Source organism: Paraburkholderia sp. JHI2823 (genome assembly GCF_038900695.1).
In the GTDB taxonomy this organism is placed as follows: Bacteria; Pseudomonadota; Gammaproteobacteria; order Burkholderiales; family Burkholderiaceae; genus Paraburkholderia; species Paraburkholderia mimosarum.
Genome location: NZ_JAYMRY010000017.1, coordinates 90,101 through 108,656, shown reverse-complemented (window position 1 = coordinate 108,656; position 18,556 = coordinate 90,101). Strand labels below are relative to the sequence as shown.

At 61.1% G+C, this 18,556-nt stretch carries 11 protein-coding genes; 2 read left to right on the top strand and 9 right to left on the bottom strand.

The window, feature by feature from the left end; genetic code table 11:
• Positions 1-429: 429 nt before the first annotated feature.
• Positions 430-3,549 carry a diguanylate cyclase gene (locus VSR34_RS19660; RefSeq protein WP_342963253.1) on the bottom strand — a complete coding sequence of 1,040 codons (3,120 nt, stop codon included), beginning with the start codon at positions 3,547-3,549 and terminating at the stop codon, positions 430-432.
• 410 nt (positions 3,550-3,959) lie between these two features.
• Positions 3,960-5,108 carry a porin gene (locus VSR34_RS19655; RefSeq protein ID WP_342963278.1) on the bottom strand — a complete coding sequence of 383 codons (1,149 nt, stop codon included), beginning with the start codon at positions 5,106-5,108 and terminating at the stop codon, positions 3,960-3,962.
• 424 nt (positions 5,109-5,532) lie between these two features.
• Here VSR34_RS19655 and VSR34_RS19650 point away from each other — a divergent pair, with 424 nt between their 5' ends.
• A complete protein-coding gene (locus VSR34_RS19650; protein WP_028214221.1) occupies positions 5,533-6,348 on the top strand; it encodes a creatininase family protein in 816 nt (271 codons plus the stop codon).
• Positions 6,349-6,440: 92 nt separating this feature from the next.
• Entirely contained in the window at positions 6,441-7,607 is a 1,167-nt protein-coding gene (locus VSR34_RS19645; RefSeq protein ID WP_342963252.1) for a YncE family protein, read from the top strand.
• A 35-nt stretch (positions 7,608-7,642) separates the two neighbouring features.
• On the opposite strand, the gene VSR34_RS19640 is transcribed toward VSR34_RS19645, so the two are convergent.
• The 7 genes from VSR34_RS19640 to VSR34_RS19610 form a co-directional block, all read right to left on the bottom strand.
• Positions 7,643-9,961 (bottom strand): EAL domain-containing protein, encoded by a 2,319-nt coding sequence (locus VSR34_RS19640; protein WP_342963251.1) that lies wholly within the window; start codon positions 9,959-9,961, stop codon positions 7,643-7,645.
• A gap of 601 nt (positions 9,962-10,562) precedes the next feature.
• Positions 10,563-11,567: a LysR substrate-binding domain-containing protein gene (locus VSR34_RS19635; RefSeq protein ID WP_342963250.1), complete on the bottom strand. Its 1,005-nt coding sequence runs from the start codon at positions 11,565-11,567 to the stop codon at positions 10,563-10,565.
• 64 nt (positions 11,568-11,631) lie between these two features.
• Complete coding sequence (locus VSR34_RS19630) at positions 11,632-12,294, bottom strand: TetR/AcrR family transcriptional regulator (protein ID WP_036020613.1); 663 nt, start codon at positions 12,292-12,294, stop codon at positions 11,632-11,634.
• A gap of 239 nt (positions 12,295-12,533) precedes the next feature.
• A complete protein-coding gene (locus tag VSR34_RS19625; RefSeq protein ID WP_028214219.1) occupies positions 12,534-13,397 on the bottom strand; it encodes a 4Fe-4S dicluster domain-containing protein in 864 nt (287 codons plus the stop codon).
• Between the two features lie 10 nt (positions 13,398-13,407).
• A complete protein-coding gene (locus VSR34_RS19620; protein ID WP_342963249.1) occupies positions 13,408-16,386 on the bottom strand; it encodes a molybdopterin-dependent oxidoreductase in 2,979 nt (992 codons plus the stop codon).
• A 109-nt stretch (positions 16,387-16,495) separates the two neighbouring features.
• The gene (locus VSR34_RS19615) at positions 16,496-17,413 is read right to left on the bottom strand and encodes a VOC family protein (protein WP_028214217.1); all 918 of its coding nucleotides are present in this window, start codon (positions 17,411-17,413) and stop codon (positions 16,496-16,498) included.
• Between the two features lie 72 nt (positions 17,414-17,485).
• Positions 17,486-18,190 carry an OmpW family outer membrane protein gene (locus VSR34_RS19610; protein WP_036020609.1) on the bottom strand — a complete coding sequence of 235 codons (705 nt, stop codon included), beginning with the start codon at positions 18,188-18,190 and terminating at the stop codon, positions 17,486-17,488.
• Between the last annotated feature and the right edge of the window lie 366 nt (positions 18,191-18,556).

The window sequence follows — 18,556 nt, the reverse complement described above, 5'->3', positions numbered from 1 at the left end:
AAAGGAAGCGATGTAACCTGGGGCCGTGCGCTCGCCATTGCGTGAAGCGCAGGAAGGAACGCCTGATGCCGCGGCACCATGCCAAGTGCCGCATGTCATTCCGACTATTTAGTCATTATGACCGTGAAGGAATTATATGGCGATGACGATGAAAAAAAGATTAACTACCGCACCCGCGTCGCTTCGACGCAGTATGGGAAATGCGAGCCCGTTCTAATGAGCAGGAAAATGGGGCACGCACGCAGGAGATATCAGCGCGGCGTCCGTCTCGCAGCGCTCGCTCCGGCTGGTGATATTTCGGTATGCAAATTATAGAAAGGTGCGCGCAAGCTGGATTCGGTATCGGATCTGCGATGTCGTGCAGTCGACAGGGTGCGGACTTCGCTGCCTGTGGAGGTCAGGCGTGGCGAGCATGCGGGCCGCCATCAATCACTCACCGCTCAACGCGGCGATCAGCCTCTCTCGTGCGGCCCGATATTCCGGTCCGCTTATACCGTGGCGCATTGCCGCGTCCAGAAGCGATGTCTGCAACGCTGCACTGATTGAAGTGAATGGCAAAACCGGCCGGCGAGTCGTCGCAAATTCATAGACACGCGATTGAGCGGGCCCAAACAGCAAATGCAAATGGGAATCCCAGATCAGCAGCTTCGCCAGCCTCGCGAAACGCCCTGAGGGATCTGCCGGGCCGGCCGGCCGGTAGGCATCGGCATGGATTCGCATCCAGTCCGTGAACTGTGCCGCCGGCATCGGGCGTGCAATCGCATAGCCCTGAACGGCGTCGGCCCCCAGCAGTGCAACGGCATCGATCAGGTCCGCCGATTCGACGCCTTCCACCACCACGCTCTTGCCGAGCGCATGACACAGGTTGGTCAACTGATAGATCGAACTCAGCACGTCGACGGGCGTTCGCTCGATGCCCAGCAACAGACTGCGGTCAAGCTTGATCACATCGAACGGCAACTTGCACAGACGGTCCAGCCCGCTGTGGCCCGACCCCAGATCGTCTTCGGCAAGTCTGACGCCCAGCGCGCGGAACTTCTCCAGGCCCCGCTGGCCTCCATCGTCCGGAACGGCATCCGATGTCTCCAGCACCTCCAGCATCAGGCGCTGCGGGTGGCAACCCTGTTGGCGCAGCGCCTCGCGGGTAATTTCGTAATAGCGCGAATCGCTGAGCGCATCGGCCGGCAGGTTGACGGACACCTGAACGTCGATCCCTTCGCGCAACCAGCGATTCTGCTGGTCCAGGACCTGATGCAGCCCCTGAGCGTAGACCACAACGAAATCTTCCCGCGAAAGGCTCGGAAAAAAACTGCCCGGGGCAAGGAGTTCGCCCCCGTCGCGCAAGCGGACCAGCGCTTCGGCCCGAGCGACGCTGCCCGAAACCAGATCCCTGATCGGCTGATAATGCATTTCGAGCGCAGACGTCCCGATCAGGCTCGCCCAGCGCTGGCGCGTCGACCAGGGAAGCGCCTGTTCGACGCGCGGCCGCCAGCCTTCCAGGCGCACGACGGCAAATGTCAGCAATGCCTGAAGCTGCCTGACGAAGGCGGTCTGCTCGGGCGATGAATAGCCGCCGGGCAATTCGCTGTACAAGGTCAGAATCGTGCCCGGCGTTTGATTCGGCGGACACAGCGGAATCGCCACGCTCGAACGGATCGAGTAGCGCCTCGCGACAGCACGCCAAGGGTCCACGCGCTGATCCGTTTCGAAGTTGATGCAGCGTTCGACCCGCCCGGTCGTCCACGCCCGCCCCGTCGGTCCCTGGCCGAGCGCGATGCCGCCGTTCGTGATCTGGCTGGAAGCCGAAGCCTCCAGATCCGCGAGATAGGCCTGCAGCGGCACGCCGCAAACGGCTTCGAAGCGGAAGTGGCCGCCGATGTCCGGACGTCCAAACGAACAGCCGACGCAGCCATCCAGCGCACCGATGATGGACGCGGCCTTGCCGATCAGTTCGGCGTGGCTCCTGGCGCTCCACGCCAGCTCGGTAATACGGCGCAGCACGTCCTGCAAGGTTTCCCACACGATGCGCGACGCTTCGATCTGCCAGGTCAGATCGCGGCTCAACCGTCTGGAGAGCGTCGCCAGCGACACTTGATGCGCAGCCGCGTCGACATGCCGCATGAGCAGCGAATGCAGCACTTCGTGACTGTGCGACAGATCCCGTCGGCTCAGCCCGAAGATGGCGTGGATGCGCCCCAGCTTCAGGCAGGCGGCGCGATGCCGGGCGAGACGCAGATTCGGCGAAGCCAGCATCATCAGGTTCCCGATGTGCTGCTGCTTCAGGCGAGACCGTTCCTGCCCGGACAGACTTCGCATCGTCTCGCCCGCGTCGGCGAGCGTAGCGAGATGCTCGTGGAATGCCTCGACGAGCGTGCCAATGCCGGGCTTCAGCGCAACGGTGAGCGCCGTCATGAGCGGCGCCAGGTCGTCGCCATAGAGATGGGAGACGTCCTCGGGTTCGCCGGCGCCAGCGACTTCCGGATTCACGGTTCGCGGTGTCGAGGCCGGTGACCCCTGTGGACCATCGGTCTGCCGCGGGCCTACCACCCGGTTTCGTCCCGTGCGCTTGGCCTCATAGAGGCACCGATCCGCCCGCTCGATCAGCTTCTCGAAAGAATCGTCGGGATGCCCGTCGAAGACCGCTATGCCGACACTGATGGTCAAGCCATCCCACGGGTGCGCAAGATCGTCGGAATACCCGCTTTCGACGGCCCGCCGGATCGATTCCGCGACCTCGGCGGCCTCCACGTGACCGGCCCCCTGGAGCACCACGCAGAATTCCTCGCCGCCATAGCGACCGGCAATATCTCCGGGCCTCGCCACGCCCTCGGCTATGCGGCTCGCGATCAGGCGCAACGCCCGGTCGCCGACCGGATGTCCGTGGGTGTCGTTGTACTGTTTGAAGTGGTCGACGTCGAGCATCAGAACGGCGACGCTCGAACCCGCCATCCTGGCCTCGGCGACGATGCGCGACGCCTCGCGTTCGAGCATGCCACGGTTCGGCAGCGTGGTCAGCGTGTCGAAATAAGCGAGACGTTGCAGGCTGTCGTGGGTTTCCTCGTATTCGAACGCCAGCGTACACAGGCGCAGACACACTTCAGCGAGCTTCGCATGGAAGCCGTTCGGCTCGCAGGGCTCGCGGAAATAGAATGCGAGGCTACCGAGTACGCGTCCGTTTCGATGTTTGATCGGGTGGGACCAGCATGCCCGCAAACCCAGTGGTTTCACCAGGTGCTTCAGGGTGCGCCACTTCGGGTCCTCTTCAATGTCGCGTGTCAGGACCGCGTCGCCATAGAACATGGCCGACCCGCAGCTTCCGACGTCGGGTCCGATCGGCACGCCGTTTACGGCTTCGTCGTAGCTGAGCGGCAAGCCCGGCGCCGCCAGCGGACGGCACCGCGTGCCGTCCAGCCTCAGTGCGGAGACGACAAGCTCAGGCGCGATGCGCTGCACTTCGCTGCACAGCGCGTACATCGTGTCGGCGAGCGGTAGGTTGCCCGTCATGGCAGTCAGCATGACGTCCTGCAACGCCAGCAGCGTCAACTCCACTTCGCCGGTCTCCCTGGATCTTTGCCGCTCATCATGCCGCGCAAACTGTCTGGATCAACGGGATCGTCAATCGCTTTGCCGATCTTTTTCGGATCGCTGGTCCCGGTTCGGTTCGTGAGGAACCGCCTTCTATCCGGCCGATAATGCCAGTGACGGCGCCTCGCCGACCCGCGAACCAGAGGGTCGACATTCCGTATTTAACGGCCGCTGCCTGGGTTTCTTTAGCAGGTTGCGGTTATGCCTTCCCGCGGAAGTGGCGCACTTTTCGAGCAAACAAAAAAAGCGCGCCGGTGGATAAACCGGCGCGCTCGATAAGGCCACCCTGCAAGCACACGGGAGGTTTGGAAAATCACGTCGACGCCAGTGGACGTCTGTCTTGATTCGTATTTTCCGCCCCTCCGGAAACGACCTTAGAACCGATGGCGCATGCCGACCGTTACAGCGACCTGGCTCTGCGTTGTCGATGCGGGCAGCAGCCCAGCGATACTGGCCGTGTTTGCAATGGCGACAGTACCGTTATTGAAGACATCGCCCGAAGCGTGCTGATAGGCCCCTGCCAGGTAGACGTCCGATCGCTTGCTAAGCGAGTAGTCCGCTGCGAGGACCGCCGAGTGCCACTTCGGATCGCTCGAAGACGTTCCCGCGCCCGTCGTCTTGCCGTAGGTGTAGGTATAGGTGCCGATGACAGCCAGCGCCGGCGTGAGGCCATACGTGCCATTGACTTCGATGTTGTCGAAGCGCGCGTTCAGGCCGTTAATGCCGCCCTCCGTGGCGCCCTGAATGCGGGTATGCGTCCAGAGCACGCCTGCGGTGCCCGGACCGAACGCGTAGTTCGCGCCGACGCCGAACGTACGCTTGACGTTGCCGCCCAACGGCACCGTGGCCGCGGCGCTTGCATTTGCAGCGGCGTTGGTGTCGGTATTCGTCTGGTCATAGGCCGCGGCGACCGTCAGCGGTCCCGCCGCGTAGCCGGCGCCAACGCTCCAGGCACGGCCATTGGCGAACTGCCCCGGCGCGTTGCTGAAGCCGTACAGGCCGCCGAAGTGGAAGCCGGCATAGTTCGCGCTTTCATACTTGACCGTATTGTTGATCGAGTATTGCGCGCCGATATTGTCGTTGTTCAGCGGGTGAGCTGCGAGATTGACCACCCCTGCCTGACCAGCCAGCGAAAGCGGCGAGAGGTAATCAACTACGGAATCATATTGCTTGCCGAGGGTAACCGTACCGTATTTGTCGCTCTGGACGCCGACATAAGCCTGACGGTTGAACATCGAGCCGGTGCTGTTGAATTTGCCGTTCGACATATCGAAACCGGATTCCAGCTTGAAGATCGCCTTCAGGCCGCCGCCGAGGTCTTCAGCGCCCCTCAAACCGAAATAGGTGTTCGAGATCAGGCTGCTCGACTGAAGCCAGGCGCTGTGGCCGCCAGCGTTATTGACATACGCGATACCGGCATCCAGCGACCCATAGAGGGTAACGCTGCTCTGGGCATGTGCCGCGGCGCTGAATGCGCCAAGTGCAGCAACCGCAATCAAGGCCTTGTTGAGATTTACTTTCATCATGCACGTTCCTTTTCTGGGGCATCCACTCATTTACAGAGCGCAAAAAGCAAGCTAAAGCGCGCTAGCTCTGACGGCACGAAATATATCCCCACTTCGCTGCACCCATAGTTGTAATCACACAACTCATCGCCTCAAATCCGTTTTGTATTGAGCAAACGCAATTATCTTTTTGAGATGCCGAGGCAATTGGTCGCGAAACATCGATTCGTCATTGACGATTCGCACTTTGAACAGAGCGTTGCCGATTGCTGCTGGGCGTATCATCGAAAGAAAAACTGGGCTTATGGTGAATCAAAATGCCGCAGGTATGCACGAGATTCCCTGTCAACCCTGAACGGCGCATGACCGTTGCTTTCGGCAACGCGAAAGCGCCTCTGCCCCGTTCGCGTGGGCGTAACAATATATCCGTTGAGGATTTGCGATGAAACTTATGGTGCGACAAGCTGCCGCAGCAGCTGTGTTTTTTGCTCTTGGTCACGCTGCTTTCGCGCAAGCACCGGCAACGGTGGAGTTGGAGAATCTGACATGGACGGAACTGCGCGACCAGATTCACGCGGGCAAGACCACGATCATCATCCCGATCGGCGGCACCGAGCAGAGTGGACCCTATGTCGCGCTCGGGAAGCACAACGTCCGCGTTAAGGTTCTCTCTGAGCGCGTTGCGCAAGGGCTCGGCAATGCGATCGTCGCGCCCGTCATCGCCTATGTGCCCGAGGGCAGCTACGCGCCGCCCACCTCGCATATGCGATTCCCCGGCACGATCACCGTGACCGACGATGTGTTCGAGAAGACGCTGATGTCGGCGGCCAACAGCTTCAAGATTCATGGCTTCAAGAACATCGTCTTTCTCGGCGATCACGGCGGCTACGAGAAGGACATCCGTCATGTCGTCGCCCAGTTGAATTCGGCATGGGCAGGCTCGGGCGCGCGCGCATTCGTGCCGTCGGAGTACTACGGCACGAGCTCGGATGGCTACGCGCAAATCCTTCGACAGCACGGCGTGCCGGACAACGAAATCGGCACGCACGCCGGCCTTGCGGATACGTCTCTTCTTCTTGCCGTCGCACCTCAGATGGTGAGGAGCGAAAGCTTGCGCAACGCGCCACAGCCGGGCGCCGCGGACGGTGTGTATGGCGGCGATCCGCGGCATTCGAGCGTCGAGCTGGGCAAGCTCGGCACCGATGCAATCGTGTCGCGCACCATCGAGAGCATCAGGAAGGAAACCGGCGTCCATTAGCACCATTGGCCGCCAATTGAGCGAGAGCGCAATCACCACCGCTACCGATCAGCTCATTCGAGCCATCCAGCATCCAATAAGGGAACCTTGTCATGCAATTGAATTTGCGGCACTTCGCGGGCATCGCGTCCGCCATATTCGTCGCACTTGGTGGTCACTCCGCAAGCGCGTCGGCGGCTCCGGCCGTGACCACCGTGCAGGGCATGCCGCCCGTGGTCAATCCGGATAATCTGTATAGCGAAGCAACGGCCGGCCACATGAGTCCCGCGGTCTCGGGCGCGCTTTCGCGTGTGTACGTGCCGAACCTGCGTTCGAAGGATGTCTATGTGATCGACCCGACCACCTACAAAGTCGTCGACCGTTTCCCCGTTGGGTACAGTCCACAACACATCGTGCCGTCCTGGGATCTCCAGACGCTATGGGTCGCGAACAATGCGGAGGGCCGCACCAACGGCAGCCTGACGCCGATCGACCCGAAAACCGGCAAGCCGGGTAAGGAAGTCATGGTGGACGATCCGTACAACATGTACTTCACGCCCGACGGCAAGGAAGCCATCGTGGTGGCCGAAGCCCATGCGCGGCTGGACTTCCGCGATGCGCACACGATGGCGCTGAAATCCAGCCTCGATGTACCGCAATGCAAGGGCATCAATCACGCCGATTTTTCGATCGACGGCAAGTACGCGATCTTCACCTGCGAATTCGGCGGCCAGCTCGCCAAGATCGACCTGGTCAATCGCAAGGTGGCCGGCTATCTGGAACTCAACAAGAAAGGCATGCCGCAGGACATCCGCATCTCGCCGGACGGTAAGGTGTTCTATGTGGCCGACATGATGGCCGACGGTGTATTTCTCGTCGACGGCGATAGCTTCCAGAAGATCGGGTTCATCCCTACGGGCGTCGGCGCGCACGGGCTCTATACGAGCCGCGACGGCACGAAGCTATATGTCGCCAATCGCGGCTCGAACGAAATTCATGGGGCGCGCCATGGCAAGGGCAGCGTGTCGGTGATCGACTTCGCGACGCGCAAGGTGCTCGTCACCTGGCCGATCCCGGGCGGCGGCAGTCCCGACATGGGCAACGTGAGCGCCGACGGGAAAACGCTGTGGCTGTCAGGGCGCTTCGACGACGCCGTTTATGCGATCGATACGACGACGGGTGCCGTCAAATCGATTCCCGTGGGGATGGAGCCGCACGGACTGACCGTGTGGCCGCAGCCCGGCCGCTATTCGCTCGGCCACACCGGAAACACCCGGTAGTCGTTGTCTGGTGTCATCTTCCGGGTTGGGGAAGCTCAGAGTGGTTTGGCTCGAGCTTCCGGATCGCCTGCCGATGCGCATGACCGATGCGCTCGCACCCAGCGCGCGAAGTCGCGAGGCGCGAGCGCCCGCGAGAACAGAAACCCTTGATAAAGATGGCAGCCGTGCGCGGCCAGAAAGTCGCGCTGCGCATGTGTTTCAACCCCTTCCGCAGTCACAGTCAGCTTCAGGATCTTGCCGATGTGGATCAGCGTTTGCGCCAGCGATTCCGCCATTGCGTCCCGCCCGATGCCTTGAACGAAGCTTTTGTCGATTTTCAGTTCTTTCAAAGGGAACCGGTGAAGGTAGCTCAGAGACGAGTAGCCGGTGCCGAAATCGTCGATCGACAGCGCGATGCCCATGGCATGGAGGGCATCGAGCGATTTGCGAATGTCGGCGACTGATTCATCGAACAGGACGCGCTCGGTCATTTCGAGCGTCAGGTCCGAAGCAACCAGACCATGAGACCGAAGCGTATCGTTGACCAAGCCCGGGTAGTCCGGACGCTTGAAGTCGGCGGCGCAAACGTTCACCGAGATGTTGGGTACGTCTAGACCCTCGGCTCGCCACTGCGCAAGTTGCCTGCAGGCCTCACCCATCACCCAGGCATCCATCTCCGCGATCAGTCCGCTTTCCTCCGCGATGACGATGAAGCGATCCGGCGCAATGACGCCCTGCCCGTCGTTGTCCCACCGCACGAGCGCCTCGACACCACATAGCGCCCCTATGGCATCGGTCTTGGGCTGATACGCCACGCTCAGGGCGTTGCTTCGCAATGCCTGCTGCAACGCAATTTCGAGCTCGAGTTGCTCCTTCGCCTGACGCTCGTAGTCGGGCGCATAGAACCGCACCTGGTTGCGACCCGCGCGCTTGGCCTGATACATCGCCAGGTCCGCGTTACGCAGCAGGGTATCGGGTTCTTCCCCGTCGTGCGGGCAGAGCGCAATCCCGATGCTGGCGCTGATCGTGATGCGGGTGTCCTGCCCGGAGTTGATGAGTATGGGTTGGGAGACGGCGTGCAGAATTCGCGCCGCAACATGTTTGGCCTTCAGCACGTCGCAGTCCTGCACAACGGCGAGAAACTCGTCTCCGCCAAGGCGGCCGATCAGATCGTCGGGCTGGATCTCCTTTCGCAGGCGCCGTGCAATTTCACTCAATACCTCATCGCCGACTGCATGGCCCTGCGTGTCGTTGACGCGCTTGAACCGGTCAAGATCGATGAATAGTACCGCGAGCGTCGATCCGTTCCGGCTGGTGTCCGTCAAAATCCGGAGCGCCTCTCTTTGAAGCTGAGCCCGGTTGGGCAGGCCCGTCAGCGAATCGAACCACGCAAGTCGCTGCAAGCGGCGCTCCACGGCCAATCTCTTGCGCAATTGTGTGCCGAACATCAGCGAGAGCAGGATGAGAAGCGCATCGAGAACGATGCTCGCGATACCGATTGCGATCGCACGTTTGCGCCATCCAGCGAAGATGTCGTCTGTCGCAAGGCCCACGACGACGATGAGCGGATAGCTTCCAACCCGCCGGAAAGTGTAGAGGCGCTCGACATGGTCAAGCACGGCTATATCGACGTAGGTACCGTGATCGGATTGCACGAGCGGCTGGAACGAGTGGCCGCTCGCGAGGGACTTGCCGATGTCACTCTCGTGAAACGGTTGGCGCATGAGGACCGTGCCGTCCGTACGCAGTAACGTAATCGTGTCGTGCCGACCAAGGATCGAGTCTTCGAAAAGCTGCCGGAAAAAGCTCAGTCGCAGCGTGCCAGCGACGATACCCGAAAATTGGCCGTCCTTGTCTTCGAGCCGCCGGCTCATCGCGATCACCGGCTGTTCGGAATCCGCGCTGTAAGGCACGAAAGGCGCACTGACGTAAAGGCCGGCATCCGTCTGCTGCCGCTGAATCCGGAAGTAATCGCGGGCGCTGACATTGATCTTTCGCGGCGAAATCGAACGCGAGTCGAGTACGAGATTGCCCGTTGCGTCCGTCGCAAACATGGCACCCAATTCCCTCGAATCGGTGAAAGAGCTGAACGCGACGAGCTGGCGGACCTCAGGGGGAAGCCGGACGATGCCAGGGGTCTCGGTGCTTGTCGCAACGTCGCGCATGGCAAGCTGATACATGTCGAGATTGCGCTCGATCTCCTTTTGCAGCGAAATCACGAGGTTCTGGGCAGCATCGCGCGCCTGCGCCATCGCGTCGAGCCGCATTTCGTAAAGCGAGGCGACCGTCACTCCCGTGGTCGCGAGCGTGATTCCAATCCCGGCATAGACAAACGGCTTCGGCCTGGCAAAAAGCGAGCTTAGAAAGCGAATCATGGTCCTTCGAAATGCCTGGAAAATCCCGGCGCGAAAGACCAGGGCCTTTATTGCCTCGGTCTGCGCGGGCCCGCTTGATTGTACGAGACCGGACAAGCCGGAAGATGTACGGCAGAACACGCGAATGACATGCCTTGACCCAACTCACCTGGAAGACGCGTCCGTCGATATATCGGCCAGACGGGTCAGAAACTTTACCCTCATCGGAAGGCACCGTCTCTTGATTTGGCAGACGTTCTGTGGAGCTGATTTGAGACCGTGGGTTCGACCACGGCATTGGGGGTATCGCTTTGCGACGGTGTCGGCGTCGCCGGTTGCCAACGCCGCGTTGCACCGGTCGAACAGCGCCGTGATTTCGGCTTTCCGCGAATTGGCCGGCGCCACGGCGATCTCATGATTCATCGATGATGCCGGACTGACACAGGGGGAAGGCCGATCTCGAAACTTGCCCGGTGTGCCGCCGCAAGTCCGCATGAGCCGACTCAGGCTGTGCCGCCATACGCTTGACCGCTCTATCTACGACTGCGTGCCGTTCTCGAAAGCCGTAGACTTCGTCGGTCTTACCCTAACCCACGTCCGGACAACGGAGGCAGCACATGGGTCATAAACAAGACCAACCCCCTTCCTCGCAGCTGGCCCCGGCATCTTCCGTCCCGGCCGATTCTGCAGCCGACGCGGCGTGAGTCGTCGTCGGGCGGGGGGCAGCTCCCATGCCCAGTTCGAAAAACTCCGCGGTATGGTCGATGAATGCCCGGACCTTTGCGGGCAACAGCGCACGCCCGATATAGGCCAGTCGGACTTCCGCCGCCGTGTCGACGATCTCGAAGTTTTCCAGCAGACGCACGAGCCGGCCAGCCTTGATGTCCTGTTCCACGATCGCGAAGGGAAGCAAGCCCACGCCGAATCCCTCGAGGATGATGTCGCGGTTGAATAGCGGGTTATTCGAGGCAATTTCGTACTTGATTGGCACTGCGACGTTTTCGCGCTCAATCCGGAAGGTAAGCGCCGGCTTGTGCATCGAGGGGGGCACCGTGACAAACACATGATCGGCCAGGTCGGCTGGATGCCGCGGCGGCGCGCGCCTCGCCAGGTATGCCTGCGTTGTGACGACGACCAGTGGCAACCGCTGGAGAAGGCGCGTCACAGCCAGATCCGTCGCCAGCATGAACGGCAGCACGATGCCCAGGTCGTATCCGTCGGCCGTCAGGTCGACAGAGCGCTCGGTCAAGGTGATATCCAGAGTGATATTCGGATGTTTTCGCTTGAACGAGGCAATCAACGGTGCAAGCCATGTCAACGCAGTTGTAGTGTGCGCGACCACGCGTAATACACCCGCCGGTATTCGTCCTTGACCTGCGGCGCTCGCCTCCAGACAGTCCAGATCGTCGAGAACGCGACAGCATCCCTCGTAAAAATGCTCCGCGGCTTCGGTGAGCGAGAACTGGCGTGTCGAGCGGTGAAACAGTCGTGTTCCAAGACGCTCTTCCAGCGAGGCTATCGAGCGGGAAACAACTGACGGTGACAGGTCCAACATTTCGCCCGCGCGCCGGAAGTTTCTCACTTCGACGATCGTGCGGAAGAGACGCAAGCTTTCTATATATTCCATGGTCTACGTGTTCGAGTGTCTGGATATATTGCTATCGCAATACATTGCGGCCTCGCTCAGCGACTCACCACCATGCGGCACTCGTGCGACATGCGTCGGCGGTGCTTTTTTCCATTGGCTGCCGACACAGTACAGACGAGGCAAATTCCGCTAGCACTGTTTGATTCGTGTGGTCGCTGGCGCTCTGCGAATTGCATAGACTAAGGAGCTGCATGCCTTCGCACAGGCTCACGAAGCCGAGCGCGAGCGCGTCCGACCGCAGCGGCAATGCGTTGTCGTTTTGCGTCAGGAGCGTTTGAATATGGGCGCCGACCTGCAAAAGCTTCTCGCGCCGCAATGCGTGAATCCGCTCCTGAAAGGCGCTGTCGTGGCGTGCGAGCAGGTACGCCTCGACCCAGAGCGGAAAGCATTCGCGCTCCCGCCAGGAACGGACGAACCTGGCAATCACGCGCGCCGTCGCTTGCTCTGGCGTGCCGGCCTCTTCAAAGATCGCCCGCAGATCCGCATGCGCGGCTTCGGCGTCGCGCCGCAGCAGTTCGGTCAGCAGTTCCTGTTTGCTCCGGAAATTGGAGTAGAAGGCGCCCCTCGTGTACCCGGCGGCCTCAACGATGTCCTCGACGCTCGTCGCCGCGAAACCCTTCCCGAGGAACATGGTCCTTGCGGCGCCGTACAGGCGCTCCCGGGTCTGCTCTTTTCTGCGCGCGTGGCTCAGGCGTTCGGGCTTCATGGCGTAGCTAAAGGCGATCTCACCGTACGTGGTCGTCTGCGCAAAGAAACGAACCGGTGAAATCGCCGTTTCTCGATGACTCCGCTGAAACCGGCTCAGGCCGCCCAGCGGATAGTCAACATTAGAATCATAACTGATTATTTAGTCAATATCAAAATTGAGGGCGCGAGCGAGCCCCTCGGCGGTTGAACCACGCCGCCGAGCCAAGTACTGCCGTGAGACGGGCGCGTCGGTTGGCGTCAGTTGGCCTCGACCTCGCTGGCCGTGAGCGCGAGGCCGATTTCGCCCAGATACACACTTTCGCCGACCGCACACTCGCGCGATGCATTGCCTAGCGCATGACGAATCTCGACCCGGTACATGCCGCTATTTTTCTCGAGACCGTCGAAGCGAAAATCGCCGAATGCGTCGGAGACAGTGTCAGCGACGCGTTGATCGCCGGCGTACAGGACAATCGCTGCGCCAGCGACGCATTCAACTACGCCCTCGACCGTCGCACTGACGCTTCCGCCTATGAAGCAGCTTTGCCAGCGTTTCAAGCCGCTATACCATACGCGAGGCTTCGTTTCGAGATTCGGCCGCAAAACCTCGAGCCCTTCGCGTCGTGCCTTTTCCGCCATGGCGGCGTCGTCGAGCTTGACGGTCTCGAAGACGCCAGTGGGGCACGCCTGCTCGCAACGCGGATGCTGCCAGCCCTGGTCGAGCAGATGGGCGTCGAAGATCCACGTCTGCGGCAGTTGCAGTTCCTCGTTCCAGACGATCGCCTTGTACGGGCAGGACTTGACGATGTCCTTGCGCCCTCGCGCCTTTTCCGGATCGATGATGACGATGCCGTCGGAACGCCTGCGGATCGCATCGCCGGCGACGCGCATGCAGGGGGCGTCGCCGCAGTGATTACACATCACCGGCAAATACGTCGTTTCGACCATGTGCGAGTCGCCCTGCACGCGGCGCAGGATGCGAATGGGGCTTTCGGCACTGGCCGCGGCAGGCGCGGCGTAGCCAGGAAAGTCATTGCCGACGTGCTCATCGCGCGCAGCGATGACGCAGTTCTGGCAATTCTCGCATTGCCCAACCTTGATAATCAGATTCCATTTGCTCATCGTCTGCTCCTCAGGCCGCGCGACGGATCATGAAAGCCTCCGCGCTTTTCCACTTTTCCACCTGCACGAGACATGAATTCGGACTCATGCTGCTCGTGCCCGTTGTCTGGGGACGATCCGGGGTCAGCAGGTTCATGCAGCCGCCGATTTCGACTTGCTCGCCATCTATTTCGATCAACTGGAATTCGGCGCTCGCTTCGTAAGACTTGACCACGCCGGCAGCGACCAGGGGCGATACATCGGCCGCGCAGATCACCGCGCCCCGGTCGTTGTAGACCTTGACGAGATCGCGATGCGCAATGCCGCGGGCCGCTGCGTCGGCGGCACCGAGTCGCAGCAGCCAGAAGCGATGTCCGCCGATCAACGCGCGATGATCTTCGATGCTGTTGACCGACGAGTTCTTGCCGTCGCAATGGGTGTGGAAACTGTAACGGCTATGCGTGGCGATCAGCTGCAGCGGATAGCGCTGGGCCAGTGTGGAACGCAGGCCCTCCCACGACGGGATGTACCGGTTGACTGCCGGTCGCTCGGGGTTGTCCGCCGTATGCCGTTTCAGCAACTCGGGAACGAACTCTAGCTTGCCGCTAGGCGTCTGCAGGCCCATGCCGAATTTTTCGGCGTACTGCGACGGCATCGGATGCGGTTCCGGCAAATCCTTGCGGCGGCCTTCCGCGAACCAGCGCATATCCACCGGGGAGCGCAACTCCGGCTTTTCGGTCGGAACGACGAAATAGCCCTTGCGGCAGAAATCGCGCCACGAAATGTGATCGGGCAGATCCGACGACTCGAAAACCCGCTTGACCCAATCCAGCTCGCTGCAGCCCTCGGTGAACACGCTGCCGAGTCCAAGACGGCTCAGAATAGCGGTGAAGATGTCATAGTCGGAGCGGGACTCGCCCAGCGGCTCGATGCACTTGTGCTGCAGGGTGATCATACGGTGATTGACCGTGTTGTAGCCGTGATGCGCATAGCCGCCGGAATTCGACCATTCGCCGATGTCCCATCGCTCCAGCGATGTGCATGCGGGCAGAATGATGTCGGCGAACTGCGCCTCGCCTTCCATCCAGATCGACTGATTGACCACGAACTCGATGCTCTCGTGACGGTACGCGTCGGCCCAGCGCCCCGATTTCGTGACCGTGCTGAAGGATGAGCCACCATAGCGGTAGATCATGTGAATCGGCGAATAGCCAGGCATCGGGTAAGTGAACGGCGCGAATTGCGCTTCCTGGGACATGCCGTCCCAGAGATAGCCTGTGGCATGGCCGTTGATGATCGCATCGGGCAACTGCTGCCGCGGCACCATCTGCTTGACCGGATTCATGGTCAGGATGTGCGGCATGCGTTGATAGTTGTTCACGGCGTTCGCGGTCCACGCGAGCTCGCCCGACATCCCACCATCCGCGTAGCCGGGAAAGTAGAAGTTGAGGTCGTGCGGAGCCCCGATCTGGAGGCAGCCGAAATTCACGCCCGGCTTGCCCCATCCTTGCATCGCCATCATCATGATCATGCAACGCGCCCATTGAGCGCCCGTCGCACCGCGTCCAGCGCCGCCGAATCCCGCACCCGTCATTCCGACGGCGAGATACACCTTCTTCGTCCCCCACCGCCGGGCGAGGGCGCGAACGTCTTTGGCGGGCACGCCGGTTTCCCGTTCCTGCCATTCGGGCGTCTTGGGCACGCCATCCGTCTCGCCCATGAGGTAGGCCCGCCATTCGTCGAACCCAGTCGTCCGGTCGGCAACGTAATCCTTGTCGTACAGCCCTTCCTTGAGCCACACATACATGATGGCGGTGGCGAGGGCCGCGTCCGTTTGCGGCCGGACCGGAATCCATCGCCCGCCCAGCAGCTGGGCAGTCGGATTGCAGTGCGGGTCGATATGAACGAACTCGATCCCCAGTTCCTTTGCCCACAGACGCCGCGGCGTACCTTCGAAACCTGCATAGGCGCCATTCGTGCTTTCCGGGTCGCTCGACCAGAAAACGATCATTTCGGCATCCTTAAGACAGTCCTCGATTCCGCCATAGCCGGAGGGCACGCCAACGCGCATCGAGTTGCCGAAGTGATGCATGGCGCCCCAGTACCAACCCTCCCAGCTATCCGGATTCGCGGCCACCCGTGTGAAGCCGATCAGGTTGGCAAAACGCGTGAGCGCACTGAGGTAATAGCCGATATTGCCCCACTGATGATGCGACGACATGGGGAACGTGATGGAGCCCGGGCCGTGAACACGCTTTTGCCGGTTGATCTCCTTCGCGACGATATCCAGCGCCTCGTCCCAGCTGATCGGCACGTAGCCGGACTTGCCACGGTTTTGCGGATTACGTTCGCCATCAGGGTCGAAATCGACGCGCTTCATCGGGTGAAGGATGCGCTTCTCGGAATAGACGAGCGACTTGATCGACAACGCGTGCGGCGCGACGAGGCCGCGTCGTGGGGGGGTGAAACGGCGGCCGCGCGCTTCGATTTCCCAACTCGGTGCATCCTTGCTGTCGAAATCGACCGGCGTCACGCGAACGATGCGTCCATCCTTCACGTACACGAACAGAGGGCCGCCGTTGGTGCACGTGGTGTAGCGCTGCGTGCCGTCACGCATGGGCGTACCCATCGGCAGGCTGATGGTTTGCATCATGCTGAGCGTTTGCATGAACCACACCAACAGTTCATCTTCGCCTTCGGTCACAACCTTGAAATTTTTCGCCGCGTGGATGATTTCCAGGTAGTCCGGACTGGGGGAGAGAAATTTCAGGGCAGTGGCCACGTCCTTGAACATCATGCGGACGTCGGGCTGCGGATGCGTGCCCGCACACGACCGGATGCGGCCGTTCTTGATCTTGATGACGCGACCGACGCTTTGATCCATGAGCCCGATCCACGCAACGAGATCACGTTCCTTCAGCCGATCGCGATAGGCAGGAAAGCGGCGTGCCGTCAGGTCGAGGACCTTGGGCAGGGCAAAGAGAATGGTTTTGAGGATCTGTCGTTTCACTTTTTGATCCAATGGGAAGGCTGCGCAGGTGCAATCATCAGGGAATGACGGACCGGCTCCGCCGAGCGGGCAAGCCGCTCAGGCGGGTCCGGTCATGTTTCGTGGTGGTTCAAAGACCCGGGAAAGCCGGGCCCCATTGCAACAATGTCTCGCGTCCGAACGGATAGCTCAGCGTCGGCGAGTCGCTGTTGACGAGGTCGCCGTCCACGTAATGTTCGACGTGGAAGCCGGCGGGATCGGTCCAGTAGTCGAAAATCTGGCTGCCGTGGAAATGGCGGCCGATGCCCCAGCGGTGCTTGTAGCCCTTATCGGCCATGATCATGTGGCCGATGCCCACATCGTCGATATCGCGGCATTCGAAAGAGGCGTGGTCGAGGCCCGCCGCCTTGCCGCCGACAATGGCCAACGTATGATGATCGGTCCATGCCGCGCCAGTCTCCAGGTGCATGAAGGCGGCCACGACGTTTTTCTCGTCGCCCTGGTAAATGAGTTCCGACGCCTTCATGCCGAGCGTTTCGCCGTACCATGCGATCGTTCCCTGCGGGTCCGGCGAGAAGACGGCCACATGGCCGAGCCGCTGAACGTGAGACGGGCCGAAGGCCGGGCGCTGGAAGTGGCCCCGCCGGTTTTTGGCGTGCGCGTCATTCCACACGATCGGCGCGCCGCCCGACGGAATCACCGGCGAACGTTCCGCACCGAACACGAACTCCAGCCGACGGCCATCGGGATCGGCGCCCACCGTGTACAGGCCTCCGCCCGGATGCGGGCAATCGGTCACGGGCGAGTCGAAGCGGGCCGCCAACGTATCGAGCGCCTCGCGCGAGCCCACGCGGAACCCGACACCGACAAACGCCGCCTCGCCTTGCGTCGAAACGTAGGAGAAAGGCGCGTCGCCGTAGCTGCGCAGATAAAGCGCGTCGCCGCCGCCCTGCTGCAGGTCCAGCAAGCCGTAATCGACCATGAAGTCGCGGACGGCAGCGAGGTCCGGATGGCGGAAAATGACGTATTCGATGTCTTCGATGAGCATGGCAAATCTCGCGATTGAAGCGTTGGCGGCACGAGCCGCCACGATTGATGTAAGGGACCGCTGGACGTCCCGCTAGAACGTGTACGCGACGTTCACAAAAACGTTGATGGGTTCGATCCGGAGCGTCGACTTCGAGACGATCTGCGTTCCGTTTGCCGTCTGTCCGTATATGGTCATGTGCGTCTGGAGCGGCATGTAGCCAACCGACGCTCCGACCGACCAGTGTTTGGCGAACGTGTAACTTGCCCCGACCTCGAACACGGGGTTCCACGATGCACTGAGGGTCGCGTGTATCGATCCGCCCGGACCGACACTATCCGTAATGAACTGGTGGTTGGTTGCGCGGACCTGCGTGAACCACGTGTAGTTCACACCCAAACCGACGTAAGGACGAAATTTCGCCTGGGCGTCGAACAGGTGATATCGAACTTCGACGGCGGGCGGCATCGGCCTCGTCGTGCCCAGGGTGCCGTACTTCCCGAGCGTCCCTTCGCCATCCAGATTCACCGTCAGTGGCAGGCCAAAGAGCGTGGCGATGCCGATGTGGTCGGTCACGTAGTACTCGGTCGTGATGCCGAGCGTATTCGTCGACGACGCGTGTGCACCCGTCCCTGTCAATTGCTGGTTGACCGGCATACCGCCCACGCTTTCCACGGTAAGCGGCGTGGCATGACCCTGTGGCGCTACGTAAAGCCACCCTGTCGCCAGCGTAAAGCTACCGGCCGATTGCGCATGCGCATTTCCAGCGAGTGCAGCCGAGCAGATAACACCCGCCATCACGGCAGGCCGAACAGTTTTCCTGAAATTCCTCACGCGTCTTCTCCTGCCTCGTCGGCTAAATATCTTTTTTGTCGTACACGCGGATTCAACGATCCGCCCATTGGTCCGTAGCGTTTGGATTGGCCCTCGTATGTTCGGACCGGATCCATGAAACTCCCCCCCATTAGATAGGCATACTAAATACAGTGAAAGGATCGATCTCGACGCCGGCGTCGCTTCCCACCTTTTTGTCGTATTGAATCCCGGACTGCGAACGTCTGTTACTTCTGTTTGCTCACCAGTGGCGCGGCATGTCAGTGAATACGCATCGCGAGGCGCTCGGCCTGCGGCGGGCACACACTCCATGAACCGTCGCGGTGCCGG